Source organism: Streptomyces flavovariabilis (assembly GCF_000725785.1).
Classification (GTDB): domain Bacteria; phylum Actinomycetota; class Actinomycetes; order Streptomycetales; family Streptomycetaceae; genus Streptomyces; species Streptomyces hawaiiensis.
Genome location: NZ_JNXD01000003.1, coordinates 211,248 through 235,270 on the forward strand (window position 1 = coordinate 211,248; position 24,023 = coordinate 235,270).

21 protein-coding genes are annotated in these 24,023 nt (G+C 71.5%); 13 read left to right on the plus strand and 8 right to left on the minus strand.

The genetic code is table 11. The annotated features are described in order from the left end of the window. Positions 1-44: 44 nt before the first annotated feature. From IO24_RS0108420 to rhaI, 6 genes are all read right to left on the minus strand, one after another. Positions 45-707 (minus strand): LutC/YkgG family protein, encoded by a 663-nt coding sequence (locus tag IO24_RS0108420; RefSeq protein ID WP_031133502.1) that lies wholly within the window; start codon positions 705-707, stop codon positions 45-47. Further along, positions 704-2,182 (minus strand): LutB/LldF family L-lactate oxidation iron-sulfur protein, encoded by a 1,479-nt coding sequence (locus IO24_RS0108425; protein WP_031133505.1) that lies wholly within the window; start codon positions 2,180-2,182, stop codon positions 704-706. The genes IO24_RS0108420 and IO24_RS0108425 overlap by 4 nt, the downstream gene beginning before the upstream one ends. Continuing rightward, positions 2,179-2,934: a (Fe-S)-binding protein gene (locus IO24_RS0108430; RefSeq protein WP_031133507.1), complete on the minus strand. Its 756-nt coding sequence runs from the start codon at positions 2,932-2,934 to the stop codon at positions 2,179-2,181. Before IO24_RS0108430 ends, IO24_RS0108425 begins: the two co-directional genes overlap by 4 nt. A gap of 70 nt (positions 2,935-3,004) precedes the next feature. Further along, positions 3,005-4,453 (minus strand): rhamnulokinase, encoded by a 1,449-nt coding sequence (locus tag IO24_RS0108435; RefSeq protein WP_031133509.1) that lies wholly within the window; start codon positions 4,451-4,453, stop codon positions 3,005-3,007. Further along, the gene (locus IO24_RS0108440; RefSeq protein ID WP_031133512.1) at positions 4,450-6,489 is read right to left on the minus strand and encodes a bifunctional rhamnulose-1-phosphate aldolase/short-chain dehydrogenase; all 2,040 of its coding nucleotides are present in this window, start codon (positions 6,487-6,489) and stop codon (positions 4,450-4,452) included. The genes IO24_RS0108435 and IO24_RS0108440 overlap by 4 nt, the downstream gene beginning before the upstream one ends. A gap of 113 nt (positions 6,490-6,602) precedes the next feature. Then, on the minus strand, positions 6,603-7,763 hold the full coding sequence (rhaI, locus tag IO24_RS0108445; protein ID WP_031133514.1) for an L-rhamnose isomerase: 1,161 nt from the start codon (positions 7,761-7,763) through the stop codon (positions 6,603-6,605). 261 nt (positions 7,764-8,024) lie between these two features. On the opposite strand from rhaI, the gene IO24_RS0108450 reads away from it, so the two are divergent. From IO24_RS0108450 to IO24_RS0108500, 11 genes are all read left to right on the plus strand, one after another. After that, a complete protein-coding gene (locus IO24_RS0108450; RefSeq protein WP_031133517.1) occupies positions 8,025-9,542 on the plus strand; it encodes a sugar ABC transporter ATP-binding protein in 1,518 nt (505 codons plus the stop codon). Then, positions 9,539-10,579 carry an ABC transporter permease gene (locus IO24_RS0108455; protein WP_031133518.1) on the plus strand — a complete coding sequence of 347 codons (1,041 nt, stop codon included), beginning with the start codon at positions 9,539-9,541 and terminating at the stop codon, positions 10,577-10,579. The genes IO24_RS0108450 and IO24_RS0108455 overlap by 4 nt, the downstream gene beginning before the upstream one ends. Next, positions 10,572-11,600 (plus strand): ABC transporter permease, encoded by a 1,029-nt coding sequence (locus IO24_RS0108460; protein WP_031133520.1) that lies wholly within the window; start codon positions 10,572-10,574, stop codon positions 11,598-11,600. The genes IO24_RS0108455 and IO24_RS0108460 overlap by 8 nt, the downstream gene beginning before the upstream one ends. A gap of 12 nt (positions 11,601-11,612) precedes the next feature. Then, the gene (rhaS, locus tag IO24_RS0108465) at positions 11,613-12,695 is read left to right on the plus strand and encodes a rhamnose ABC transporter substrate-binding protein (RefSeq protein WP_031133522.1); all 1,083 of its coding nucleotides are present in this window, start codon (positions 11,613-11,615) and stop codon (positions 12,693-12,695) included. Positions 12,696-12,712: 17 nt separating this feature from the next. Next, positions 12,713-13,033, plus strand: coding sequence for an L-rhamnose mutarotase (locus IO24_RS0108470; RefSeq protein ID WP_031133524.1), 321 nt, complete (start codon positions 12,713-12,715; stop codon positions 13,031-13,033). Positions 13,034-13,049: 16 nt separating this feature from the next. Continuing rightward, on the plus strand, positions 13,050-14,474 hold the full coding sequence (locus IO24_RS0108475; protein ID WP_031133526.1) for a BNR repeat-containing protein: 1,425 nt from the start codon (positions 13,050-13,052) through the stop codon (positions 14,472-14,474). Between the two features lie 88 nt (positions 14,475-14,562). Then, the gene (locus IO24_RS0108480; RefSeq protein WP_031133527.1) at positions 14,563-15,594 is read left to right on the plus strand and encodes a LacI family DNA-binding transcriptional regulator; all 1,032 of its coding nucleotides are present in this window, start codon (positions 14,563-14,565) and stop codon (positions 15,592-15,594) included. 108 nt (positions 15,595-15,702) lie between these two features. Continuing rightward, a complete protein-coding gene (locus tag IO24_RS0108485) occupies positions 15,703-17,004 on the plus strand; it encodes an alpha/beta fold hydrolase (protein ID WP_031133529.1) in 1,302 nt (433 codons plus the stop codon). 50 nt (positions 17,005-17,054) lie between these two features. Further along, complete coding sequence (locus IO24_RS0108490; RefSeq protein ID WP_031133531.1) at positions 17,055-17,789, plus strand: PIG-L deacetylase family protein; 735 nt, start codon at positions 17,055-17,057, stop codon at positions 17,787-17,789. A 22-nt stretch (positions 17,790-17,811) separates the two neighbouring features. Further along, positions 17,812-18,723, plus strand: a complete 912-nt coding sequence (sigJ, locus tag IO24_RS0108495; RefSeq protein WP_031133533.1) for an RNA polymerase sigma factor SigJ — start codon at positions 17,812-17,814, stop codon at positions 18,721-18,723. 30 nt (positions 18,724-18,753) lie between these two features. Then, on the plus strand, positions 18,754-19,596 hold the full coding sequence (locus IO24_RS0108500; RefSeq protein ID WP_031133535.1) for a pentapeptide repeat-containing protein: 843 nt from the start codon (positions 18,754-18,756) through the stop codon (positions 19,594-19,596). Here the strand turns inward: IO24_RS0108500 and IO24_RS0108505 are convergent. Then, the gene (locus tag IO24_RS0108505; RefSeq protein WP_031133537.1) at positions 19,558-21,054 is read right to left on the minus strand and encodes a cytochrome P450; all 1,497 of its coding nucleotides are present in this window, start codon (positions 21,052-21,054) and stop codon (positions 19,558-19,560) included. The two genes, IO24_RS0108500 and IO24_RS0108505, sit on opposite strands and share 39 nt — an antisense overlap. A gap of 109 nt (positions 21,055-21,163) precedes the next feature. On the opposite strand from IO24_RS0108505, the gene IO24_RS0108510 reads away from it, so the two are divergent. Then, a complete protein-coding gene (locus IO24_RS0108510) occupies positions 21,164-21,772 on the plus strand; it encodes a TetR/AcrR family transcriptional regulator (RefSeq protein WP_031133539.1) in 609 nt (202 codons plus the stop codon). An 86-nt stretch (positions 21,773-21,858) separates the two neighbouring features. After that, on the plus strand, positions 21,859-22,587 hold the full coding sequence (locus tag IO24_RS0108515; protein WP_031133541.1) for a DUF2470 domain-containing protein: 729 nt from the start codon (positions 21,859-21,861) through the stop codon (positions 22,585-22,587). On the opposite strand, the gene IO24_RS0108520 is transcribed toward IO24_RS0108515, so the two are convergent. After that, positions 22,555-23,748, minus strand: coding sequence for a lactonase family protein (locus IO24_RS0108520; RefSeq protein WP_031133543.1), 1,194 nt, complete (start codon positions 23,746-23,748; stop codon positions 22,555-22,557). The two genes, IO24_RS0108515 and IO24_RS0108520, sit on opposite strands and share 33 nt — an antisense overlap. Positions 23,749-24,023: the final 275 nt, after the last annotated feature.

Sequence of the window (24,023 nt, forward strand, 5' to 3'; positions counted from 1 at the left end):
CACGCCTCGGCGACCACGGGTGGCGCGCTGCGGGTCGACGGGGGTTACGTCGACCCGATCCTGCCCTGACTGACCAGCACCACCTCCAGGGTGCGCGGGCCGTGCACCCCCTCCACCCGGTCCAGTTCGATGTCACTGGTCGCCGACGGCCCGGAGATCCACGTCAACGGGCGTGCCGGGTCGAGACGTTCGAGCCCCTGCGGCACGGACGACACGACCTGGCCGGGCACGCGCACGACACAGATGTGGTGGTCCGGGACGAGCGTGATCCGGCGGCGGCCCTGGTCGGGCGAGCCGTCCAGCACGATGGTGCCGGTCTCGGCGATCGCGACCGCGCAGGCCGTCACCACACTGTCCACCCGGTCCAGTTCGGCGGGGGTGCTCTCGGCCCGGTCCGCCACCCGTGTCACACCGGTCGCGGCCAGCCACTCCGCGTCCAGCCCGGGCGGCACCAGCACCGAAGCGGCCCCGCGCTTCTCCAGCAGCCCCGCGATGAGCCCGGCCAGCCCGCCGGTGTCCGTGCGGTGCACGATCGCCCGGTAGTCCGCCAGGTTCTCGGCGAGCAGCTCCACCGTCTCCGCGACGGACCGCTGCCCGTGCTCCCGCACATAGTCACGCGACACCGCCTGCTCATACGGTGCGTCGTCCCGTGGTACGTCCGCCAGCGCGCGCCGCACCCGTCCGAGGATCCGTTCCCTGCTGTTCACCTGTCCCCGTCCTTCCCGCCACGAGTCCGCTGCCACCAGTCCCGGAACGGCTCTGCGGGCACCGGCGGCAGATCCCGGGTCCCGCTCCAGGCCCGGCCGGGCCCGGGCAGCGTACGGGGATGGAAGCGACGCGTCCGGGAGGCGGTCCGCTGGCCGGTGCGCAGCGCGCCCGGGTGCGTGAACGCCCAGCGCGCCGCGCGCATCGCCGCCCGCTCGGCGGCATGCCCCTTCGCGGGCCGCAGCACCACCTTGTTGCCCTCCCGCGTGACCTCGCCGCCCTGGACGACCCGCTCCCGCAGATGCACCAGCACCTCCGGGATGTCGATGGCGACCGGGCACACCTCGTAGCACGCACCGCACAGCGAGGAGGCGTACGGCAGCGAGGCGTCGATCTCGCTGCCGGTGCCCCGCAGTTGCGGACTGAGGATCGCGCCGATCGGCCCCGGGTACACCGAGCCGTAGGCGTGGCCGCCGGCCCGCTCGTACACCGGGCACACGTTGAGGCAGGCCGAGCAGCGAATGCAGCGCAGGGCCTGCCGGCCGACCTCGTCGGCGAGGGTGTCGGTGCGGCCGTTGTCCAGCAGCACCAGATGGAAGGTGCCCGGGCCGTCCTCGTCTGTCGTGCCGGTCCAGGTCGACGTGTACGGGTTCATGCGCTCGGCCGTGGAGGAGCGGGGGAGGGTCTGCAGGAACACCTCCAGGTCCTGCCACGTCGGCACGATCTTCTCGATGCCGACGACCGAGATCAGCGTCTCGGGCAGGGTCAGGCACATCCGGCCGTTGCCCTCCGACTCCACGACCACCAGGGTGCCCGTCTCGGCGACCATGAAGTTGGCGCCGGAGATGCCGACCTTGGCCCGCAGGAACTTCTCCCTCAGGTGCAGGCGGGCGGCCTCGGCGAGTTCGGCCGGTGTGTCGGTCAGGCCTTCGGGGGCGGGACGGCCCCACTCGCTCATCTCGCGGGCGAAGATGTCCCGGATCTCGCCCCGGTTGCGGTGGATGGCCGGGACGAGAATGTGCGAGGGCCGGTCCTTGCCCAACTGCACGATCAGTTCGGCGAGATCGGTCTCGTAGGCGTGGATGCCCTCGGCCTCCAACGCCTCGTTGAGCCCGATCTCCTGCGTGGCCATCGACTTGACCTTGACGACCTCGGACTCGCCGGTCATCTTCACCAGCTGGGTGACGATCTCGTTGGCCTCGTCCGCGTCGGCGGCCCAGTGCACGACGCCGCCCGCGGCCGTGACCGACTCCTCCAACCGCACGAGGTAGCGGTCGAGATGACGCAGCGTGTGGTCCTTGATCCGCTTGCCCGCCTCGCGCAGCTCGGCCCAGTCGGACACCTCCGCGACGGCCTTCGCCCGCTTGGCGCGGATGGTGTGTGTGGCGTGCCGCAGATTGCCGCGCAGGGTCGTGTTCCCCACGGCCTCCCGCGCGGCCTCCGGAAACGCCGGCATGCCGACGAACGTCCCGCTCATACCGCCGGTTCCTCCTCCGTGCTCGCCAGGATCTCCGCGATGTGCACCGGCCGCATGCCGGTCCGCAGCCGGGCCATCGTCCCGCCGATGTGCATCAGGCAGGAGTTGTCGGCGGCGCACAGCACCTCGGCGCCCGTCGACTCGGCGTTGCGCACCTTGTCGGTGCCCATCGCCGCCGAGACGTCGGCGTTCTTCAGCGCGAAGGTGCCGCCGAAGCCGCAGCACTCGTCGGCACCCGGCAGCTCGACGAGCTCCAGCCCCTGCACCGCCTGGAGCAGTCGCCGCGGCCGCTCGCCGAGGCCGAGTCCGCGCAGCCCGTGGCAGGTCGGGTGGTAGGTCACCTTGTGCGGGTAGTACGCCCCGACGTCCGTCACGCCCAGCACGTCGACCAGGAACTCCGTGAGCTCGTACGTCTTGGGCACCACCGGCGCCAGCGTGGCCGCGAGGGCGTCGCCGCGCCCCTCGGCCCGGGCCCGCTCGCCCATCCGCGGATACAGCTCCCGCACCATGGCCCCGCACGATCCGGACGGCGTCACGATGGCCTCGTACTCGCCGAAGACATCGGAGAAATGCCGGGCGAGCGGCTCGGCCTCGTGACGGTATCCGGTGTTGTAGTGCGCCTGCCCGCAGCAGGTCTGCGCCATCGGGAAGTCGACGTCGACGCCCAGCCTGGTCAGCAGTTTCACCACGGCGCGTCCGGTGTCCGGATAGAGCGTGTCGTTGACGCAGGTCAGGAACAGGGCGACACGCATCGCGGCTCCTTGAGGTTGATCATCGGATGAGTGCAGCGTAGTCCTGGGACGAGACCCGGGGGAGACCTCGTCAGCCCCCGGCGAGCCGGGCCTGCGCGGCGCGCCACCGCTCGGTACCGCCCCGCGGCTCGTACCGCGTGAGCGGCTGGGTGTTCACGAGCAGCCGCCGCATCCCGGCCAGGTCACCGACCAGCCCGTGCGCCCGCGCCTGCACGAGCACGTTCCCCAGGGCGGCCGCCTCGGTCGGCCCGGCCACCACCGGCAGCCCGCACGCGTCGGCGGTCAGCTGGCACAGCAGGGCGTTGCGCGTACCGCCCCCGACCACATGCACGACGTCGACCGCGTGCCCGGCGAGCCGCTGGGCGTCCTGGACGGCCTTGCGGTGGGCGAGGGCGAGGGAGTCGAGGATGCAGCGCGTCACCTCGGCGGGCGACTCGGGCACGGGCTGCTCCGAGACCCGGCACGCCTCGGCGATCCGCTCCGGCATCCGCCCCGGCGCGAGGAACGCCGCGTCGCCCGCGTCCACGACCGACCGCAGCGCCGGAGCCTTGGACGCCTCCAGCAGCAGCCCGCCCAGGTCCGGGTCGCCCCAGGCCCGTACGCACTCCTGGAGCAGCCACAGCCCCATGATGTTCCGCAGATAGCGGACCGTGCCGTCCAGTCCCAGCTCGTTCGTGAAGTTGGCGGACCGGCTCTCCTCGGTCAGCACCGGCGTGTCCAGCTCCAGCCCGGCCAGCGACCAGGTGCCGGTGCAGATGTAGGCGAACCGCTCGCCCGACGCGGGTACGGCGGCGACCGCCGAGGCGGTGTCGTGCGACCCGACGGCCGTGACCGGCACCGGACCGCTGAGCCCGGTCTCCTCCAGCACCTCGTCGCGCAGCAGCCCCGCCGGATCGCCGGGTTGCCTCAGCGGTGCGAACAGGTCCAGGTCGATGCCGAGCCGAGAGGCGATGCCGTGCGACCAGTCACGGGTCCGCGGGTCGATCAGCTGGGTCGTGGACGCGTTGGTCAGTTCCGTGCCCTGCTCGCCGGTCAGCCAGTACGTCAGCAGGTCCGGCATCAGCAACAGCCGCCGGGCCTGGGCGAGCTGGGTGGTGGAGCGGGCGGCGGTGAGCTGGTACAGGGTGTTGAAGGGCGCGTACTGCAACCCGGTCGCGGCGTACAGCTCCTCGGCGGGCACGGTCGCCCAGACCTTCTCCGCGACACCCTCCGTCCGGGCGTCCCGGTAGTGCACGGGATTGCCGAGCAGCGCTCCGTCCGCGTCCAGCAGCCCGTAGTCCACGGCCCAGCTGTCGATGCCGACGGAGTCGGCCTGCCCCGCTGCCCGCAGCCCGTCCAGTACCCCGGCGTACAGCCCGAGCACGTCCCAGCGCAGTCCCTCGGGCACGCGCACCGGCCGGTTCGCAAAGCGGTGGGCCTCGCTCAGCTCCAGCGAGTCGGGGCCGACGCGGCCGACCATGACGCGCCCGCTGGACGCCCCGAGGTCGACCGCGGCGTACGACTTCACGGCCGCGCTCATCGCAGGAAGGCGGCCGCGACGCCGGCGTCGACCGGGATGTGCAGACCGGTCGTGTGGGTGAGATCCCCGCCGGTCAGCGCGAAGACGGCATTGGCGACATGCTCCGGGAGCACCTCGCGCTTGAGGATGGTCCGCTGGGCGTAGAACTCACCCAGCTTCTCCTCCTCCACCCCGTACACGGCGGCCCGCTTGGCGCCCCACCCGCCGGCGAAGATCCCCGACCCGCGCACGACACCGTCCGGGTTGACCCCGTTGACCCGGATCCCGTGCTCGCCCAGCTCGGCGGCGAGCAGTCGCACCTGGTGCGCCTGGTCGGCCTTGGTGGCCGAGTAGGCGATGTTGTTGGGACCGGCGAACACGGCGTTCTTCGAGGCGATGTACACGATGTCACCGCCCAGCTCCTGGGCGGTCATCACCCGGGCCGCTTCCCGCGACACGAGGAACGACCCGCGCGCCATGATGTCGTGCTGGAGGTCCCAGTCCCTGGCGGAGGTCTCCAGCAGCGGCTTGGAGATCGAGATGCCCGCGTTGTTGACGACGAGGTCGACACCGCCGAAGGCCAGGACGGCCGTCCGGAACGCCTCGGCGATCTGCTCCTCGGAGGTGACGTCCACCGTGACCGCGACGGCCTTGTCGGGCCCGCCCAGCTCTTCGGCGACGGCCTCGGCGTTCTCCGCGTTGAGGTCGGCGACGACCACACACGCCCCCTCGGCCACGAGCCGGTGCGCGATGGCCTTGCCGATCCCGCTCCCGGCACCCGTCACCAGCGCCACCCGGGTCGCCAGCGCCTTCGGCTTCGGCATCCGCTGAAGCTTGGCCTCCTCCAGCGCCCAGTACTCGATCCGGAACTTCTCGGACTCCTCGATCGGAGCGTAGGTGGACACGGCCTCGGCCCCGCGCATCACGTTGATGGCGTTGACGTAGAACTCCCCTGCGACCCGGGCGGTCTGCTTGTCCTTGCCGAACGAGAACATGCCCACCCCCGGCACCAGCACGATCGCCGGGTCGGCGCCGCGCATGGCGGGGGAGCCGGGCTCGGCGTGCCGCTGGTAGTAGGCGGCGTACTCCTCGCGGTACTCGGCGTGCAGCTCCTTCAGCCGGGCGATCGCCTCCTCGAGCGGAGCGCCCGGCGGCAGGTCGAGCACCAGCGGCCGGACCTTGGTGCGTAGGAAGTGGTCCGGGCAGGAGGTCCCGAGTGCGGCCAGCCGCGGGTGCTCCGCGCTCGCGAGGAACCCGAGAACGACCTCGGAGTCGTTGAAGTGCCCGACCTGAGGCCGGTCCTGGGAGGCGATGGCCCGCACGTACGGGGCGAGCGCGGCGGCCCGCTCCCGCCGCTCGGGGGCACCGAGCGCGGCGTATCCCTCGATCACCGGCCCGAACGGCTCGGCCTTCCCCCGCTCGGCGAGGAACTGCTCGGCGGTGCGGATGATGTGCAGCGAGTTCCGCTCGCACTCCTCGGACGTGTCACCCCAGGCGGTGATCCCGTGCCCGCCGAGGACGCATCCGATGGCCTGTGGATGGGCCTTTTTCACGGCGGCGATGTCCAGCCCGAGCTGGAAACCGGGCCGCCGCCACGGCACCCACACCACGCTGTCCCCGAAGCACTCGGCGGTCAGCTTCTCCCCGTCGGCGGCGCAGGCGAGCGCGATCCCCGAGTCCGGGTGCAGATGATCGACGTGCGCGGCCTCGACGAGTCCGTGCATGGCGGTGTCGATGGACGGAGCGGCCCCGCCCTTGCCGTGCAGGCAGTAGTCGAACGCGGCGACCATCTCGTCCTCACGCTCGACACCCGGATACACGTCGACGAGAGCCCGCATCCGGTCCAGCCGCAGCACGGCCAGCCCGGCCTCGGTCAGTGTCCCGAGGTCACCGCCGGACCCCTTGACCCACATCAGCTCGACGTCCCCGCCCGTGACGGGGTCGGTCTCGGTGCCCTTGGCGGAGGCGTTGCCCCCCGCGTAGTTCGTGTTGCGCGGATCGGCACCGAGCCGATGCGAACGATCAAGCAGGTCGGCAGCTTCGGGATGGACAGCCATGACAGTTCCTTTTCAATAGAGGGTGGGTCGAGGTGCCTTCTCGGGGGCGCGGGGAACTGCGCGACCAGCCACAACCGGCGCGCGCCCCGCAGACAACGGATCCAGGCAGACGCTTACGCTCCCCACCCCGCCTGCTGCCCGCCGACCCGCTCGGCGACGATCTTCTCGGCCCACCCGGACCGCCGGTACGCGGCAAGAGGCTCGGGGTCCAGCCCCATCTCCTCCCGCACCTCCCGCAGCAACGGCCGCACATCCGTGTTGTACGCGTCCATCACCACGGCATTGGCCTCCAGCACGTCACCCGCCCGCTGCGCCGCGGCCAGCGCGTCACCGTCGACGAGCAGCGCCTTCGCCGTGGCCTCCTGCACGTTCATCACCGACCGGATGATCGCCGGGATCTTCGCCTCGATGTTGTGGCACTGGTCGAGCATGAACGCGACCTCGGACGAGAATCCGCCCCCGCGCACGACCTCGTACATGATCCGGAACAACTGGAACGGATCGGCCGCCCCGACCATGAGGTCGTCATCCGCGTAGAACCGCGAGTTGAAGTCGAATCCGCCGAGCTTCCCCTCGCGCAGCAGCGTCGCCACGATGAATTCGATATTGGTGCCCGGCGCGTGATGCCCCGTGTCGACGACGACCTGTGCCTTCGGCCCGAGCTTCAGGCAGTGGGCGTAGGCGGTACCCCAGTCCGGCACATCCGTCGTGTAGAACGCCGGCTCGAAGAACTTGTACTCCAGCAGCATCCGCTGCCCGTCCCCGAGCCGCTCGTAGACCTCGGCCAGCCCCTCGGCCAGCCGGTCCTGCCGCTCCCGGATGTCGTCCTGGCCGGGATAGTTCGTCCCGTCGGCGAACCACAGCTTCAGATCCGCGGAACCCGTCGCATCCATGACGTCGACGCACTCCAGCAGATGGTCCACGGCCTTCCGCCGCACGGAGGCCTCCGGATGGCAGATGCTCCCGAGCTTGTAGTCGTCGTCCTGGAACGTGTTGGAGTTGATCGCCCCGAGCTTCACGCCCCGCTGCTCGGCGTGCTTCGCCAGCGCCGCGTAGTCGTCGACCTTGTCCCACGGGATGTGCAGGGCCACCGTCGGGGCGACCCCGGTGAACTCGTGCACCTTCGCCGCGTCGTCCAGCTTCTCGAACGGGGTGCGCGGCACCCCCTCCTGCGCGAACACCTTGAACCGTGTGCCCGAGTTTCCGTACGCCCACGACGGCGTCTCGACGGCCTGTGTCTGGAGAGCGGCCTTCGCCGCGGCGAGCTCGGTCACGTCAGGCTCCTGTGACATCGGGTCGTGACGACCACTGAATGAAACGATTCAGTACGCGAAGTTATGGGCCCCCCGAGGGGGTGTCAACCCTTCCGGCCGAGACGGTTTCCCGTGACCCATGTGTGACCTTGCGTCCTCGAAACTTTTTCGACCGGAACCCATTGACGTGACATGCGCCGCCCGCCTAACGTCCCGGCAATCCAGTTGAAACCTTTCACGACGCCGAGAGGGCCGACCCGCCGGCGTCGTCGAGGAGCCCTCATGACCCACCCGTCCACCACGGGTCCGGCCCCGGTTCTCGCACTGAGGGACGTCTCCAAATCCTTCGGCGCGGTCCGCGCACTGCGGGACGTCTCCCTGGAGCTGTTCCCCGGGGAGGTGCACGCACTCGCCGGCGAGAACGGCGCCGGCAAGTCCACCCTCATCAAGACCCTCGCCGGGGTGCACCGCCCGGACGCCGGCCAGGTGCTGCTCGACGGTGCGCCCGTCGCCTTCCACGCCCCCGGCGACGCCCGCGACGCCGGCATCGCCGTGATCTACCAGGAGCCCACGCTCTTCCCCGACCTGTCGATCGCCGAGAACATCTACATGGGCCGCCAGCCGCGCCGCGCCCTCGGCCGGATCGACCACAAGGCCACGCACAACGCGACCGCCGCCCTGATGGAGCGCCTCGGGGTCGAACTCGACCCCGACCGGCCCGCCCGCGGTCTGTCCATCGCCGACCAGCAGATCGTCGAGATCGCCAAGGCCCTCTCCTTCGACGCCCGCGTCCTGATCATGGACGAGCCGACCGCCGCGCTCACCGGCAGCGAGGTCGCCCGCCTCTTCGGCGTCGTCCGCACCCTGCGCGAGCAGGGCGCCGCCGTGCTGTTCATCTCCCACCGGCTGGAGGAGATCTTCGAGATCTGCCGGCGGGTCACCACCCTGCGCGACGGCGCCCGGATCGCCAGCGAGCCGCTGGAGGGCATGACCGAGGACGACCTCGTGCGCCGTATGGTCGGCCGCGACCTCGACGAGCTGTACCCCAAGCAGAAGGTCGAGCCGGGCGAGGTCGCCCTGAGCGTGCGCCGGCTGACCCGCGAAGGCGTCTTCACCGACGTCTCCTTCGACGTCCGGCACGGCGAGATCGTCGGCCTGGCCGGACTCGTCGGCGCCGGGCGCACCGAGGTCGCGCGGGCCGTGTTCGGCATCGACCGATGGGACGCCGGCGAGGTGTCCGTCCGGGGCAAGGCCCTGGTCAACGGCGCGCCCTCCACCGCGATGGCCGCCGGGCTCGCCCTGGTCCCCGAGGACCGGCGCGCCCAGGGCCTGGTGATGGACATGTCCATCGAACGCAACATCGGGCTCACCGGGCTCCGTACGACGGTGAAGGCCGGGCTCATGGACCGTGGCGCCGAGCGCAGCCGCTCCCTCGACTGGGCCGTGAAGCTCCAGGTGAAGTACGCCCGGATCGCCGACACGGTCAACACGCTCTCCGGCGGCAACCAGCAGAAGGTCGTGCTCGCCAAGTGGCTGGCCACCGGCCCGAAGGTGCTGATCGTCGACGAGCCGACACGCGGCATCGACGTCGGCACCAAGGCCGAGGTGCACCGGTTGCTGTCCCAGCTGGCCGCCGACGGCGTGGCCGTGCTGATGATCTCCTCCGACCTGCCCGAGATCCTCGGCATGGCCGACCGCGTGCTGGTGATGCACGAGGGCCGCCTCACCGCCGAGATCCCACGCTCCGACGCCACCGAGGAAACCGTGATGGCCGCAGCCACCGGGAGGGCCGCCGCATGACGGTCGTCACTCCTCAAGAGGCCCCCGTGGCCGATGTGCCCAAGTCGAGCGGCACCCGGCTGGTCGACCGCGTCTTCAAGATGCGCGAACTGGCCATCCTGCTCGTCTTCCTGGTGATGATCGGTATCACCCAGGCCGGCAACAGCGAGTTCCTGTCCGAACAGGGCATCAAGGACCTGCTGCTGAACGCGACCATCCTGGTCCTGGTCGCCACCGGCCAGTCCCTCGTCGTCATCACCCGCAACGTCGACCTGTCCGTCGGATCCACGCTCGGCATCAGCGCCTTCGCCGCCGGCACCTATCTCCAGGGCGGCGGCAACCCCGTCGTGGCGATCGCGCTGGCCGTGCTGCTCGGCATCGGCTTCGGTCTGCTCAACGGACTGCTCGTCAGCCTCGGCCAGGTGCCCGCGCTCGTCGTCACCCTCGGCACGCTGTACATCATCCGCGGCATCGACTCGATCTGGGTCGGCTCCCGCCAGATCACCGCGGCGGATCTGCCCGGCGGATTCGTCGACTTCGGCTCCGGCGGCATCGCGGCGGTGCCGTACCTGGCGCTGATCGCTCTGGCGGTGCTCATCGCCACCGCCTACTACCTCAAGCACTTCGCCAGCGGCCGCGAGCTGTACGCGCTCGGCTCCAACCCCGAGGCCGCCCGCCTCGCCGGCATCCCCGTCCGCAAGCGGATCCTCGCCGCGTACACCTTCTGCGGCGCCCTCGCCGGACTCGCCGGCGCGATGTACCTCGCCCGGTTCGGCAACGTCGACTCCGGCACCGGCAACGGCTACGAACTGACCGTCGTCAGCGCGGTCGTGGTCGGCGGCGTCGTCTTCACCGGCGGCTCCGGCAGCGTCTACGGCGCGGCCCTCGGCGCGCTGCTGCTGACCTCCATCAACAGCGTGCTGCCCGCCCTCGGCGTCAGCTCCGTCTGGGTGCTCGCCATCAACGGCATCCTGCTCATCCTCGCGATCGCGGTCGACCGGGTCGTCGCGCTGCGCGTTGCCTCCGCCCTGAAGAAGAGGAACGCCCGCCATGGCTGACATCTCCCCGAGCCGAGCGGCCGGCTGGTCCGGCCTGAAGAGGTGGGATTCCGCCGTCGGCGCCCTGCTCGTCGTGGTGCTGCTGTTCTCCTTCGGGTTCGTCGACGGGTTCGGCAACGCGCTCAACCTGTCGTTCCTGATCGGCAACACGCTGCCGATCGCACTGATCGCGCTGCCGATGACCCTGCTGGTCGTCTCCGGCGAGATCGACCTGTCGGTCGCCTCCACGGCCGGTCTGTCCGGTGCCGTGATGGGAGCCCTGTGGAACCAGGGCATGACCATCGAGACGATCATTCCGATCTGCCTGCTGCTCGGCGTCGTGTGCGGGCTGGTCAACGGGCTCCTGGTGACCAGGCTGGGGCTGCCGTCCCTCGCCGTCACCATCGGCACGCTGGCCGCCTACCGGGGCATCGCGCAGATCGTGCTCGGCTCCGACGCGGTGACCGACTTCCCGACGCAGTACCTGGACTTCGCGGCCGGGCGCATCGGCGACACGTTCGTCCCGTACGCCCTCCTGCCGTTCCTCGTCCTGCTCGCCATCGCCGTGGTCGCGCTGCACGCCACACCGTTCGGCCGGTCGCTGTTCGCGATCGGCGCGAGCGAGGAGGCCGCCCGCTTCGCCGGGATCCGGGTCAAGCGGCAGAAGCTGATCCTGTTCACCCTGACCGGTCTGATGGCTTCCCTGACCGGCGTCTTCTGGGCGTTGCACTACGCCAGCGCCCGCTACGACAACGCCACCGGCCTCGAATTGTCCGTCGTGGCCGCCGTGCTGCTCGGCGGCATCGACTTCGACGGCGGCAAGGGCACGCTGGGCGGCGCGATCGCCGGGGTCTTCCTCCTCGGCGCGCTGCAGAACGTGATGAGCCTCCAGGACGTGTCCGCCCAGTCCCAGATCGTCGTCACCGGCGTCCTGCTCGTTCTGTCCGTGCTGGGCCCCCGGGTCCTGCGGCAGATCTCCACAGCGAGGGCGGGCCGCAGAGCCGCCTCGACTCCCCTCTCGTCATCCAAGCCTTCCTCGTAAAGGACCAACGCCATGCGTAAGACAACCCTGCGCCGCAGTTGCGCGGCCCTCGCCACCGCCACCTCCCTCGCGCTCGCGCTCACCGCCTGCGGCGGCACCACGAAGAAGGACGTCGCCGACGAGGGCGCCTCCGCCGCCACCGCCGGCAAGGCGGACCCCAACGCCGCCACCAAGAAGGGCCTCACCGTCGGGTTCCTGCCCAAGCAGGTCAACAACCCGTACTTCACCAGCGCCGACAAGGGCGGCGAGAAGGCGCTCAAGGAGCTGGGTTCCAGCTACAAGGAGGTCGGGCCGTCCAGCGCGACCGACACCGCCGGGCAGGTCTCCTACGTCAACACGCTCACCCAGCAGCAGGTCGACGCGATGGCCGTCTCCGCGCAGGACCCCGGTGCGCTGTGCACCGCCCTCAAGCAGGCCATGAAGAACGACATCAAGGTCGTCACCTACGACTCCGACACCACGCCCGACTGCCGCAACGCCTTCGTCTCCCAGGCCTCCGCCGAGGACCTGGGCCGCACCGAGGTGCAGCTGCTCGCCAAGCAGATCGGCTACAAGGGCGAGATCGCGATCCTGTCCGCCGCGCAGACCGCGACGAACCAGAACACCTGGATCGACTTCATGAAGGACGAGCTGAAGAAGCCCGAGTACAAGAACATGAAGCTGGTGAAGACCGCGTACGGCAACGACGACGCCCAGCAGTCCTTCCAGCAGACCCAGGGCCTGCTCCAGGAGTACCCGAACCTGAAGGGGATCATCTCCCCGACCACCGTCGGCATCAAGGCCGCCGCCCAGTACCTGTCGGGCTCCAAGTACAAGGGCAAGGTCAAGCTGACCGGCCTCGGCACCCCCAACGACATGCGCAAGTACGTCAAGAACGGCACCGTCGAGGCGTTCGAGCTGTGGGACCCGGCCAAGCTCGGCGAGCTGGCCGCCCGTACCGCCGTCGCCCTGTCCTCCGGGCAGATCACCGGCAAGGAGGGCGAGACCTTCAAGGCCGGCTCCATGGGCGAGTACACCATCGGCAAGGACGGCGTGATCAGTCTCGGCAAGCCGACCGTGTTCGACGCCAAGAACATCGACCAGTTCAACTTCTGATTCCCGGAGGTTTGTTGATGCAGCGCGTGTGCTTCCTGCTGAAGGTCCGGTCGGAGCGCCTCGACGAGTACCGCGAGCGGCACGCCGCGGTGTGGCCCGAGATGCTCCAGGCACTCTCACAGACCGGCTGGCACAACTACTCGCTCTTCCTGCGCGAGGACGGACTGCTCGTCGGCTACCTGGAGACCGAGGACTTCGCGGCCGCCCAGGCCGGCATGGAAGCCACCGACGTCAACGCCCGCTGGCAGGCGGAGATGGCGCCGTTCTTCGAGTCGCTGGACGGCGCCCGGCCCGACGAGGCCATGAAGCCGCTCACCGAAGTGTTCCACCTCGCATGACGATGGAGTCCACGAGATGCACAGACGTACCCTGCTGGCCGCCGCCCTCGCGGGGGCAGTGGTGACCCCCGCCCTCGCCTCCGGCACGGCGCGGGCCGCCGACCCCGGCCCCTCGGTCACCCGGACCGGCACCACCACGCTCGACAGCCAGGCCCTCTTCTTCGTGTCCTACGACGGGCTGGTCAACAACAACTCGTTCCAGAAGAACGGACTGCTGACCTACAAGGGCTACCAGTACGCAGTCTGGTACACCGCCGACCGCAACGCCGTCGTCGGCCGCCGGGCACTCGGCGCGAGCACCTGGTCCACCGTGAAGGTCGGGCACACCCTTCGCTACAACGACTCCCACAACGTCATCTCCATGGGCGTCTCCAAGGTCGACGGCCGGCTGCACCTCAACATGGACTCCCACAGCGACGGCTTCACCTACGTCAAGTCCGCCGCCGGGCTCATGGACAACCCCGCGGGGCTGAGCTGGACCGCGAGCCGTTTCGGGGCGCCCCAGTCGACGCTGGACGGGCTGGCGCTGACCTCGCAGTTCACCTACCCGCAGTTCGTCTCCACACCCGACGGCAAGCTCCAGCTGAGCTACCGCGTCGCCGTCTCCGGCAACGGCCGCAACGCGCTCGCCGAGTACGACGGCACCAAGTGGACCAACCTCGGCGAATGGTCCGCCTCCACCGGCACGTACACCAGCGAGCACGGTTCCTCGACGGCCCGCAACATGTACCTGCACGGCATCGACTACGACCGGAACGGCCGGCTGCACTCCTTCTTCACCTGGCGCGAGCAGAACGGCGCCGTGATGTGCAACAGCGGCGGCATCACCAACCACGACACCGGCTACGTCTACTCCGACGACCGGGGCCGCACCTGGCGCAACAACGCCGGCGCCGTCGTCGGCACCACCGGCGGCTCCGACAAGGTGTCCGTCAACGACGGCGGCCTGGTCGTGGACCCGCTCAACCCGGACCACTCCCTGATGAACCAGGAGAGCCAGTTCACCGACTCCGCGGGCCGGCCGCACGCGATCATCTCCTACGTCCCGGGCCGCTTCGGCCAGTGCACCACGAACTACGTCGCGAACCGGACGGCCAACGGCCGTGCCTTCCACGTCCGCAGGAACGCCTCCGGTATCTGGCAGAAGACCGAGATACCGGTCCCGCTCAACTCCAGCCAGCGCACCAAGCTGGTCCTGGACAAGTACGACAACGCGTACGCGATCTTCCCGTTCGGCCGGATCGCGGGGGCCTCCGCCGCCTCCGGATACACCGACTGGAAGATCCTCTTCGACGGCAGCGGCCTCAACGCCTTCGGCGAGGTCGTCATCGACGAGGCACGGGTCGCGCAGGACGGGGTGCTGTCCTTCATGTACCAGGAGAAGTCCAGCGGTACGACGCCCTCGACGCTGCACGTCGTGGACTTCCGCCTGCCCGCCTGACCGCGACCGGCTCCCGGGGCGGCGTGCCGGTAGTGTGAAACCGCCCCGGCCGCCGCCCCCCTCGTCTCCCTCTGGAGGTCCCTGCCCGATGGCCCAGTCGGTGGGTATCAAGGACGTCGCCCGCGTCGCCGGAGTCTCCGTCGGCACGGTCTCGAACGTGATCAACCGCCCGGACACGGTCGCGACCGAGACCCGGGCCCGCGTGCTGTCCGCGATAGACCGGCTCGGCTATGTCCGCAGCGAGTCGGCACGCCAACTGCGCGCGGGCCGCAGCCGCATCATGGGGCTGCTCGTCCTCGACATGGGCAACCCCTTCTTCGTCGACGTGGCGCGCGGCGCCGAGCGCGCCGCCCGCCAGGCCGGACTCGGCGTGATGGTCTGCAACAGCGCCCAGGACCCGGGCGAGGAGGCCGAGTACCTGTCGCTCTTCGCCGAGCAGCGGGTGCGCGGCGTGCTGCTCACACCCGCCGACGCGACCGGCCGCAACATCGAGGGGTTCCGCCGGCACAACATCCCGTTCGTCCTGGTCGACCGGGTCGCCGAGGGCACCACCGAGTGCTCGGTCTCCGTCGACGACGTGGCGGGCGGCGCCCTGGCCGTACGGCACCTCGTCGACGCCGGGCACCGCTCCCTCGCCTACGTCAGTGGCCCGCCCGGCCTGAACCAGGTCCGCGACCGGCGCACCGGCGCCCTCGAAGCGCTCGCCGAGGCGGGGCTCGGACCCGACGCGCTGCGCGAGCTGCCCACCGAGCGGCTGGACGTCGCCGCCGGCCGCGACGCCGGGGCCCGGCTGCTCGGGCTCGCCGACCGGCCCACCGCCGTGTTCTGCGCCAACGACCTGCTCGCCCTCGGCGTGCTGCAGGCGATGTACGCGGCCGGTGTCGGCGTCCCCGACGACCTCGCCATCGTCGGCTACGACGACATCGAGTTCGCGGCCGCCGCGGCCGTCCCGCTCACCTCGGTCCGGCAGCCCGCCGTCACCATGGGGGCCATGGCCGCCGACCTGCTCCTGGAGGAGACGGAGGCGGAGGGGGAAGGCACGGGGCGAACGCACGAGCACCGGAGGGTCGTCCTCCAGCCCGAGCTGGTCGTCCGCCGCTCCAGCCTGTCCGCCCGCTGAGTCTGAACCACCGTTCAGCAAGGTTTCATGATCGAAGGGCTCACCCGGGGACGATCGCTGTGATGAACTGGGACGCGGTCCGAAAATCCGTCCGTCCCGGGAGCCCTGTTGACCGCCAGCTACCGCCAGCCCGGAGTCGTCCTCACCGACCGCCGCTTCACCGTCCCCCTCGACCACGACCGCCCCGAGGGCGAGACGATCGAGCTGTACGCCCGCGAAGTCGTCGCGAACGACAAGGCGCACCAGGACCTTCCCTGGCTGCTCTACCTCCAGGGCGGCCCCGGCTTCGGCGCGGACCGGTCCGTCGGCCGCCCGGGCTGGCTCGGCAGGGCCCTGAAGGAGTACCGCGTCCTGCTCCTCGACCAGCGCGGCACCGGCCACAGCACACCCGCCAACCGCCAGACGCTACCGCTGCGCGGCGGCCCCGCCGAGCAGGCCGGCTACCTCACGCACTTCCGTGCTGACTCGATCGTCCGCGACTGCGAGGTCATCCGCGCGGAGCTCAGCCCCGGCAAGCCCTGGACCGTCCTCGGCCAGAGCTTCGGCGGTTTCTGCGCGACCAGCTACCTGTCCCTGGCCCCCGAGGGCCTGGCCACCGCCGTGCTCACCGGCGGCCTGCCCTCCCTCGACGCGCACGCCGACGACGTCTACCGGGCCGCCTTCCCGCGCATCGAACGCAAGGTCACCGCCCACTACGCCCGCTACCCGCAGGACGCCGAGCGCGCCCGCCGCATCGCGGACCACCTGCTTCACCAGGACGTGGTCCTGTCCAACGGCTACCGGTTCACCGTCGAGGCCTTCCAGTCCCTCGGCATCGTCCTCGGCACCGGCGACGGCACCCACCGCCTGCACTACCTCCTGGAGAACGCCTTCGTCCGCACCCCGCAGGGCCACACGCTCTCCGACGCGTTCCTGGAGCAGGCGCAGGCCATGCTCTCCTACGCCCGGCACCCGCTGTACGCCCTGATCCACGAGTCGATCTACGGCCAGGACGCCCGGCCCACCGCCTGGTCTGCCGAGCGGGTCCGCGCCGAGTTCCCGCAGTTCGACGCCGCCAAGGCCCTCGCGGGCGACGAGCCTCTCCTGTTCACAGGAGAATCGATTCACCCCTGGATGTTCGACTGCGACCCGGCCCTGCGCCCCCTGCGCGAGACCGCGGACCTGCTCGCCGCCCGCACGAACTGGACGCCCCTGTACGACCCGGCCCGCCTCGCCGCCAACGAGGTACCGGTCGTGGCGGCCGTCTACCACGACGACATGTACGTCGACACGGCCCACTCCCTGCGCACCGCCCGCACGATCCGGGGCCTGCGCACCTGGATCACGGACGAGTTCGAGCACGACGGCATCCGCACCGGCGGCTCCCGCGTCCTCGACCGGCTGCTCGCGCTCGTGCGGGGCGAGGCGTGATGCCGTGCCGTACGCCCGGTGATGCCGGCGGCGCGGATTAGTCTGCGCACATGACGACCACTCAACTGCAGCCCATGCCCGGCGACTGGCGGCGTGCCCTCGCGGTCGTGGCACACCCGGACGACCTCGAGTACGGCTGCTCGGCGGCGATCGCGGCCTGGACCGACGAGGGCCGCGAGGTCGCCTACGTCCTCGCGAGCCGGGGCGAGGCGGGCATCGACACGATCGAGCCCGCGCGGTGCGGGCCGCTGCGCGAGCGGGAGCAGCGGGCGAGCGCGGCGGTGGTCGGCGTGACGGAGGTGGAGTTCCTCGACCACAAGGACGGCGTCATCGAGTACGGCACCGCCCTGCGCCGCGACATCGCCGCCGCGATCCGCCGGCACAGGCCCGAGCTGGTCATCACGCTCAACCACCGCGACACCTGGGGCGGCGTCGCCTGGAACACCCCGGACCACGTGGCCGTCGGCCGGGCCACGCTCGACGCGGCGGGCGACGCCGGCAACCGGTGGATCTTCCCCGAGCTCGTCGAGCAGGGCCTCGACCCCTGGGACGGGGTGCGCTGGGTCGCCGTCGCGGGTTCCAGCACCCCGACGCACGCGGTCGACGCGACGCCCGGGATGGAGCGGGCGGTGCGCTCCCTGCTGGAACACCGCACCTACATCGAGGTGTTGACCAGCGAGGACCCGGAGACGTATGTCCGCGGCTTCCTGACACAGCACGCGGAGACGACGGGGGAGCGGTTCGGGGGCCGCCCGGCGGTGGCGTTCGAACTGTTCAGCAGATGACCGGCAGACGACGGGGGAGACCATGACAGGCAGCGAGGAACTGGCCGACCGGTTCGAGGAACACCGCGGCCATCTGAAGGCGGTGGCCTACCGCATGCTCGGTTCGCTCTCCGAGGCGGAGGACGCCGTCCAGGAGGCGTGGCTGAAGCTCGGCCGCACCGACGCGGACGACATCCACAACCTCGGCGGCTGGCTCACCACCGTGACCGGCCGGGTCTGTCTCGACCTGCTGCGCTCGCGTACCGCGCGCCGTGAGCAGCCGATGGGCGACACCCAGGACACCGTGCGGGCCTTCGTCCCCGATCCGGTGCTCCGGCCCCTGTCGCACCTCGACCCGGCCGAGGAGGTGCTCCAGGCCGACTCCGTGGGCCTGGCCCTGCTCGTCGTGCTGGAGAACCTGGCGCCCGACGAGCGGCTCGCGTTCGTGCTGCACGACATGTTCGCCGTGCCGTTCGACGACATCGCGCCGATCGTGGAGCGCAGCCCGGCCGCGACCCGGCAGCTGGCGAGCCGCGCGCGGCGCCGGGTGCGCGGCGCCACCCCGTCGGCCGAGCCGGACCTGGGCCGACAGAAGCAGGTGCTCGACGCCTTCCTGGCCGCCTCACGCGGCGGTGACTTCGAGGCGCTGCTCGCACTGCTGCACCCGGACGTGGTGCTGCGGGCCGACTCGGGGGCTCTCGTGCGGGGCACGGCCGCGTCCAAGGTCGTCCAGGGCGCGAAGGCGGTGGCGGAGCAGGCGCTCATGTTCGCCCGGTACGCGCAGGCCGCTCAGCTGGTGCTGGTCAACGGCTCGGTCGGAGTGGTCCACATGCCCGGGGGCCGCGTGCAGTCGGTCATGGGCGTCACGATCACCGACGGCCGCATCACCGGCATGTACATCCTGGCCGACCCGGAGCGGCTGGGGCGCCTGGCGGCGCCCGGGGTCACGGAATAGCGGCGGCTCATCCGGCGGTTTTCGTTTCGTATGCTGAACGGCATGCGAGATCACCAGGCTGAGCGGGCGGAACTGCGCGGCGACTGCGAGCAATGCTTCGGGTTGTGCTGCGTGGCGCTGCCCTTCGCCGCCTCGGCCGACTTCGCGGTCGACAAGGCCGCCGGCACACCCTGCCGCAACCTCCAGGAGGACCACCGCTGCGGCATCCACGCCAGGCTCCGGCAGAAAGGGTTCTCCGGCTGCACGGTCTACGACTGCCTCGGCGCCGGGCAGCAGGTCTCGCAGATCACCTTCGGCGGCCGGGACTGGCGCACCGGACCACCGGAGCGGGCCCGCCGCATGTTCGAGGTGTTCCCGGTCGTCCGGCAGCTGCACGAGCTGCTGTGGTACCTGACCGAGGCGCTCGCCCTGCCGGCGGCCCGTCCCGTCCACGCCGAACTGCGCACGGCGCTGGCGAAGACCGAGGAGCTCACCGCCGGGACCCCGGAGGAACTCGCCGGGCTGGACGTGGCGGCGCACCGCCAGGAGGTCAACGTCCTGCTGCTGAGGACGAGTGAGCTGGCCAGGGCCGGCATCAAGGGCCGCAGGAAGGACCGCCGGGGTGCGGACCTCATGGGCGCCCGTCTCAAGGGCGCCGACCTGCGGGGTGCCTGCCTCCGCGGCGCCTACCTCATCGCCGCGGACCTCACCGGCGCGGACCTGCGGGGCGCCGACCTGATCGGCGCCGACCTGCGCGACGCGGACCTCACGGACGCCGACCTGACCGGTGCGTTCTTCCTCACCCAGCCGCAGCTGAACGCGGCCCGGGGGAGCGCCGGAACCCGGCTGCCCGGGTCAGTCACCCGCCCCGGGCACTGGACAGCGCAGGTCTGAGGCCGGCTCCCGCACCGCCGTGCGGCGTTCCGGGAGCAGCCGCAGGCCCTCCGGCATCAGCGTCAGCCGTTCCGTCACGCCGAGCCGGTAGGCCGGGTCGGCCCGCAGGTCGTAGCGCCGCAGCAGCAGCCCGAGCACCAGCGTGGCCTCGTGCAGCGCGAACTGGCGCCCGATGCAGGCCCGCGCGCCCGTCCCGAACGGCTTGAAGGTGTGCGGGGGCCGGGACCGTACGGCCTGCGCGTCGAAGCGGTCGGGGTCGAACCGCTCGGCGTCCGCGCCCCACACCTCGGGGTCCCGGTGCAGCATCGGCGTCAGCACCAGCGCCCACGCCCCGCGCCGCATGGGATGCTCCCCGGCCAGCACCGTGTCCACCCGGGCCTCCCGGGAGAACGCGGGCGCGGTGGGCCACAGCCGCAGCGACTCGTCCAGCACCCGGCGGACGTAGCGCAGCCGGGCCACCTGCTCGTAGGCGGGCTCCGCTGTGTCTCTCCATACCCGGTCCACCTCGGCGCGGGCCCGGGCGGCGACCTCCGGGTGCCGGGAGAGGTAGTGCAGGGCGAAGGAGAGCGCGCCGGACGTCGTCTCGTGGCCCGCGACGAGAAACGTGATGACCTGACGGCGGACGTTGCGCGGCGCCAGCCGTTCCCCGGTGCCGGGGTGGGCCGTCTCCAGCATCCGGTCGAGCAGGTCACCCTCGCCGCCGCCGGTGGCCCGCCGGGCCCGGACCAGTTCGTCGACCGTGTCGTTGAGACAGGCGATGTCGGCCGCGTTGCGGCGGCTCGCGCTCCGCAGCAGCAGCGGAGCCAGCGGGAAGGGGACGGTGTTGAGCCGCTGCGCGTAGGTCAGCGTGCCCACCATCGCCGTCACGAAGGGGTGCGGCCGGGAGCGTTCGAACGAACCGAAGTCGTGCCCGAAGCCGGTGCGCGCGATCGTCTCCAGGGTCAGCTTGGTCATGTCGCCGGGCACGTCCACCGCCCGGCCCGTCGCCGCCGCCCGGTCCCAGTGCTCCGTCAGCCGCTGCGCGACGGACAGCATCATCGGGTGGTAGCCGGCCATGGCATCGCGGCTGAACCCCGGCGCGAGGACATCGTGGGCCAGCTGCCAGTTCGGCTCGTGGTTGTACGCCGTGAACAGGCCGTCCCCGGCGACCGGCCGCAGATTGGCCACGCCGAGCCCCACGTGCTTGGCGAACCGCGACTCGTCCGCGAGGTCGGCGGCGTACCGCGCGCCCCACACGAACACGAACTCCTTGCCGAACGCCTTCCGCCGGAACACCGGCCCCAGCCGGCGGGCGTAGCGCATCGAGTCCTGCAGCGGAGTGCGCCGGTTCACGCCCACCACGTCACCGAGCAGTGGGATCCGGCGCGGCGGATGCGGAATGCGGGCCAGCTCCGGCCAGCCCAGCTCGGCACTCCGGAAGCCCTTGGGCTCCCCGGTCCGTGTCGGCGCCTCCGTCATGACGCGATCTCCCTTGATCCGGCGGCCGGTTCGCACGTGTTGTACGTGAGTTCAATAGCGCGCTTCAGTCTGTTCCCGTTGCTGAACCGGCGTCAAGTAAAGTGCGGGCATGGCCGCGAACCAGGCCGGGCGCACGCGCCGCCGGCTCAGTACCGAGGAGCGCCGGGAGCAGCTCCTGTCGGTCGGGGCGCGACTGTTCTCCGAGAGCCCCTACGACGACGTGTGGATCGAGCAGGTCGCCGAGATCGCGGGGGTGTCGCGCGGGCTGCTCTACCACTACTTCCCGACCAAGAGGGACTTCTTCGCGGCGGTCGTCGAGCGCGAGAGCGACCGGATGCTGCGCATGACGGCGGCGGTGCCCGGCCTGCCGGTCCGCGAGCAACTCGCGGCAGGACTGGAGACGTTCCTGGAGTACGTCCAGGCGCACGCGCACGGCTATCGCGCCTTCCATCGCGCCGACGCGGCCGGGGACCAGGCGGTGCGGCGGGTGTATCAGCGGGCGCTGGCCGCGCAGGAGCGGCAGATCCTCACCGCGCTCGCCGCGGACCCCGAGTTCGGCCCGGCCTTCGAAGAGCGGCCGGAGGTCCGGCTGGCCGTACGCGGCTGGCTGGCGTTCACCACGGCTGTGTGCCTGGAGTGGCTGCGCGGTACGGAGTTGGGCCGGGAGCAGGTGCGTGAGCTGTGTGCCCGCGCCCTGCTGGGCGTCCTCACTCCCTGAAAGGTCTCGCAAAGAGCACCCTCACGCGGTTGGCGTGCACCACGATCTTCGATAGGTTAGGTGAGGCTTACCTAAGGAGGTCTGGGATGGATGACGACAGCCACAGCTGGACGGCGGCTCCCTCCGCGGCGCAGCGGGCCCGCTCGGTGCTCGCCGCCGCGTGGTCCTGCTCCGTGACCGCGGAGAGCACCCGGGAGGAACTGGTCGGCGCGCACACCGTGGGCGAGGACGGCCGGGTGCTCGTGGACGTGCCCGAGGACAGCGCCCTGCTCGCGGCCGCGATCTGCGCGCCCCGCGGCGAGCCGTCCGCGGTGCTGGAGTTCGCCGACGTCGCACCCGTCCCGGTCCGCAACCGGATCCGCGCCCGGCTGTGGCTCGCGGGCTGGTTCGCCGTCGAGGGGGAGAGGCTCGCCTTCACACCCACGCGCGTGGTGCTGCGGCAGCCGTCCGGATCCGTGGTCGTCGACCTCGACGAGTTCGCCGCCGCCGTGCCCGACCCGCTCACCACGGCCGAGGCCCGCCTGCTGACCCACCTCGCCGACTGCCACGCCGACGCCGTCGAGCGGCTCACCCGGCTCGTCGACTCCGGCACCCTGCACGGCGCCGTCCGCGTCCAGCCGCTCGCCGTCGACCGGCACGGACTGACGCTGCGCATCGAGCGCGCCCGCGCCCACGGCGACGTACGCCTCGCGTTCCACGCGCCCGCCGACGACGTCGCGCAGCTCACCGAGCGGATGCACATCCTGCTCAGCCAGGCCACCGCCGCGTCCTGTCCGCGGGCCCTACAGCGGCAGCGCACAGACGGCGACGGGTGAGGGGAACGCTTCGCCTGCGCGGCGCAGTTCGCCGTTCGCCTCGTCCACGTGGAACGCGGTGACGGTGGAGGACTTCTGGTTCGCCGCGAACAGCAGCGTGCCCTGGGGCGAGAAGGCGATCTGCCGCGGGAAGTCCCCGCCCACCGGCACCGTGCCGAGCAGCCTGAGCCGGGCGCCGTCCGCCTCGACGGCGTACCGGGTGAGGCTGTTGTGGCCGCGGTTGGCGAGATACGCGTACCGGCCGTTCGCGGTCACCAGGATCTGTGCCGGGTAGCTCGTGCCCGGGCCCGTGCCCGTGGACTGCGCCTCGCCGATGGTCAGCCGGCCGGAGGCCTTGTCGTACGCGCAGACCGCCACGGTGTTGTCGACCTCGTTGGCGAGGTAGGCGTACCGGCCGCCCGGGTGGAACGTGAGGTGGCGCGGCCCCGCGCCCGGCCGGGTCCGCGCCCGCGCTGCCTCGGTGAGCGTGCCCGCCTTCTCGTCCAGCCGGTACGTGTAGACGGTGTCCGTCCCCAGATCGACGGCGAGAACGTGGCCCCCGTCCGGGCTCGTGACGAACTGGTGGGCGTGCGGACCCTCCTGGCCGGGGCCGGGCGGCGGACTGGTGTGCCGGACCAGGCCGGTGCGCTCGCCGAGGGCGCCCGAGGCGTCGATGGGATGCACGGCCACGCTGCCCGCCCCGTAGTTCGCGCTGAGCAGCCAGCGCCCGCCCGGATGGACCGACAGATGGCAAGGGGCCGCGCCGCCGGTGCTCCGGCTGCCCAGGACCTTCCGGTCGGCCAGCCGGACGGCGGTCACGGCACCGTCGTCGCGCTCGTCCACCGCGTACAGCGTGCGGCGGTCCGGGTGGATCGCGAGATACGACGGGTCGCCGACGCCGGTGATCGTGCCGGTACCGGTGATCCGGCCCGTCGCCGCGTCGTACGTGGCCAGGCCGATGCCCTTGCCGCCGCCCTCGACGGATGTGTAGGTACCGAGGAAGAGCGGGCGGGGCCCGGAGGGGCGGCGGGCCTCCCGGGACGGGCTCGTCCCCGCCTCCGGCTCCGGCGCCGGGGTGTCCGTGGGCGCGGGCGTGTCGTCACAGGCCGCCAGCGCCGCCGCGGCGGCCCCGCCCGCCAGCGCACCGACGAACCGGCGCCTGCTCCAGCCACCACTGTCCATGTCGCCCCTCAGGTCGCCACTCGTCCCCGTCGTGACAGCCACCTTGGCGTGTCCCGTCCACCGGGTGCAACAACGGCAGCGGGTGTTGCGCGAAGCGCAACGAGTCGTGGCGGCCCGTCAGCCCGCCGCGACGCGCCCCGGCCGGCAGTCAGTCCCCTCCGAGACCCGAGTCCTCGGCTGTCGGCCTTCGTCCGTCACGCGCCCCGGTCGGCTGACCGTGCCCTCCAAGACGTGCCGTCGTCGGCTGACCGTCTCCGTCCTGTCCGCGATGCGCC

Coding starts and splice junctions, on each gene's coding strand:
- IO24_RS0108425 (WP_031133505.1), bottom strand. CDS start 2,182: ATGAGCGGGACGTTCGTCGGCATGCCGGCGTTTCCGGAGGCCGCGCGG.
- IO24_RS0108430 (WP_031133507.1), bottom strand. CDS start 2,934: ATGCGTGTCGCCCTGTTCCTGACCTGCGTCAACGACACGCTCTATCCG.
- IO24_RS0108435 (WP_031133509.1), bottom strand. CDS start 4,453: ATGAGCGCGGCCGTGAAGTCGTACGCCGCGGTCGACCTCGGGGCGTCC.
- IO24_RS0108440 (WP_031133512.1), bottom strand. CDS start 6,489: ATGGCTGTCCATCCCGAAGCTGCCGACCTGCTTGATCGTTCGCATCGG.
- IO24_RS0108450 (WP_031133517.1), top strand. CDS start 8,025: ATGACCCACCCGTCCACCACGGGTCCGGCCCCGGTTCTCGCACTGAGG.
- IO24_RS0108455 (WP_031133518.1), top strand. CDS start 9,539: ATGACGGTCGTCACTCCTCAAGAGGCCCCCGTGGCCGATGTGCCCAAG.
- IO24_RS0108460 (WP_031133520.1), top strand. CDS start 10,572: ATGGCTGACATCTCCCCGAGCCGAGCGGCCGGCTGGTCCGGCCTGAAG.
- rhaS (WP_031133522.1), top strand. CDS start 11,613: ATGCGTAAGACAACCCTGCGCCGCAGTTGCGCGGCCCTCGCCACCGCC.
- IO24_RS0108470 (WP_031133524.1), top strand. CDS start 12,713: ATGCAGCGCGTGTGCTTCCTGCTGAAGGTCCGGTCGGAGCGCCTCGAC.
- IO24_RS0108475 (WP_031133526.1), top strand. CDS start 13,050: ATGCACAGACGTACCCTGCTGGCCGCCGCCCTCGCGGGGGCAGTGGTG.
- IO24_RS0108480 (WP_031133527.1), top strand. CDS start 14,563: ATGGCCCAGTCGGTGGGTATCAAGGACGTCGCCCGCGTCGCCGGAGTC.
- IO24_RS0108490 (WP_031133531.1), top strand. CDS start 17,055: ATGACGACCACTCAACTGCAGCCCATGCCCGGCGACTGGCGGCGTGCC.
- sigJ (WP_031133533.1), top strand. CDS start 17,812: ATGACAGGCAGCGAGGAACTGGCCGACCGGTTCGAGGAACACCGCGGC.
- IO24_RS0108500 (WP_031133535.1), top strand. CDS start 18,754: ATGCTGAACGGCATGCGAGATCACCAGGCTGAGCGGGCGGAACTGCGC.
- IO24_RS0108505 (WP_031133537.1), bottom strand. CDS start 21,054: ATGACGGAGGCGCCGACACGGACCGGGGAGCCCAAGGGCTTCCGGAGT.
- IO24_RS0108510 (WP_031133539.1), top strand. CDS start 21,164: ATGGCCGCGAACCAGGCCGGGCGCACGCGCCGCCGGCTCAGTACCGAG.
- IO24_RS0108515 (WP_031133541.1), top strand. CDS start 21,859: ATGGATGACGACAGCCACAGCTGGACGGCGGCTCCCTCCGCGGCGCAG.
- IO24_RS0108520 (WP_031133543.1), bottom strand. CDS start 23,748: ATGGACAGTGGTGGCTGGAGCAGGCGCCGGTTCGTCGGTGCGCTGGCG.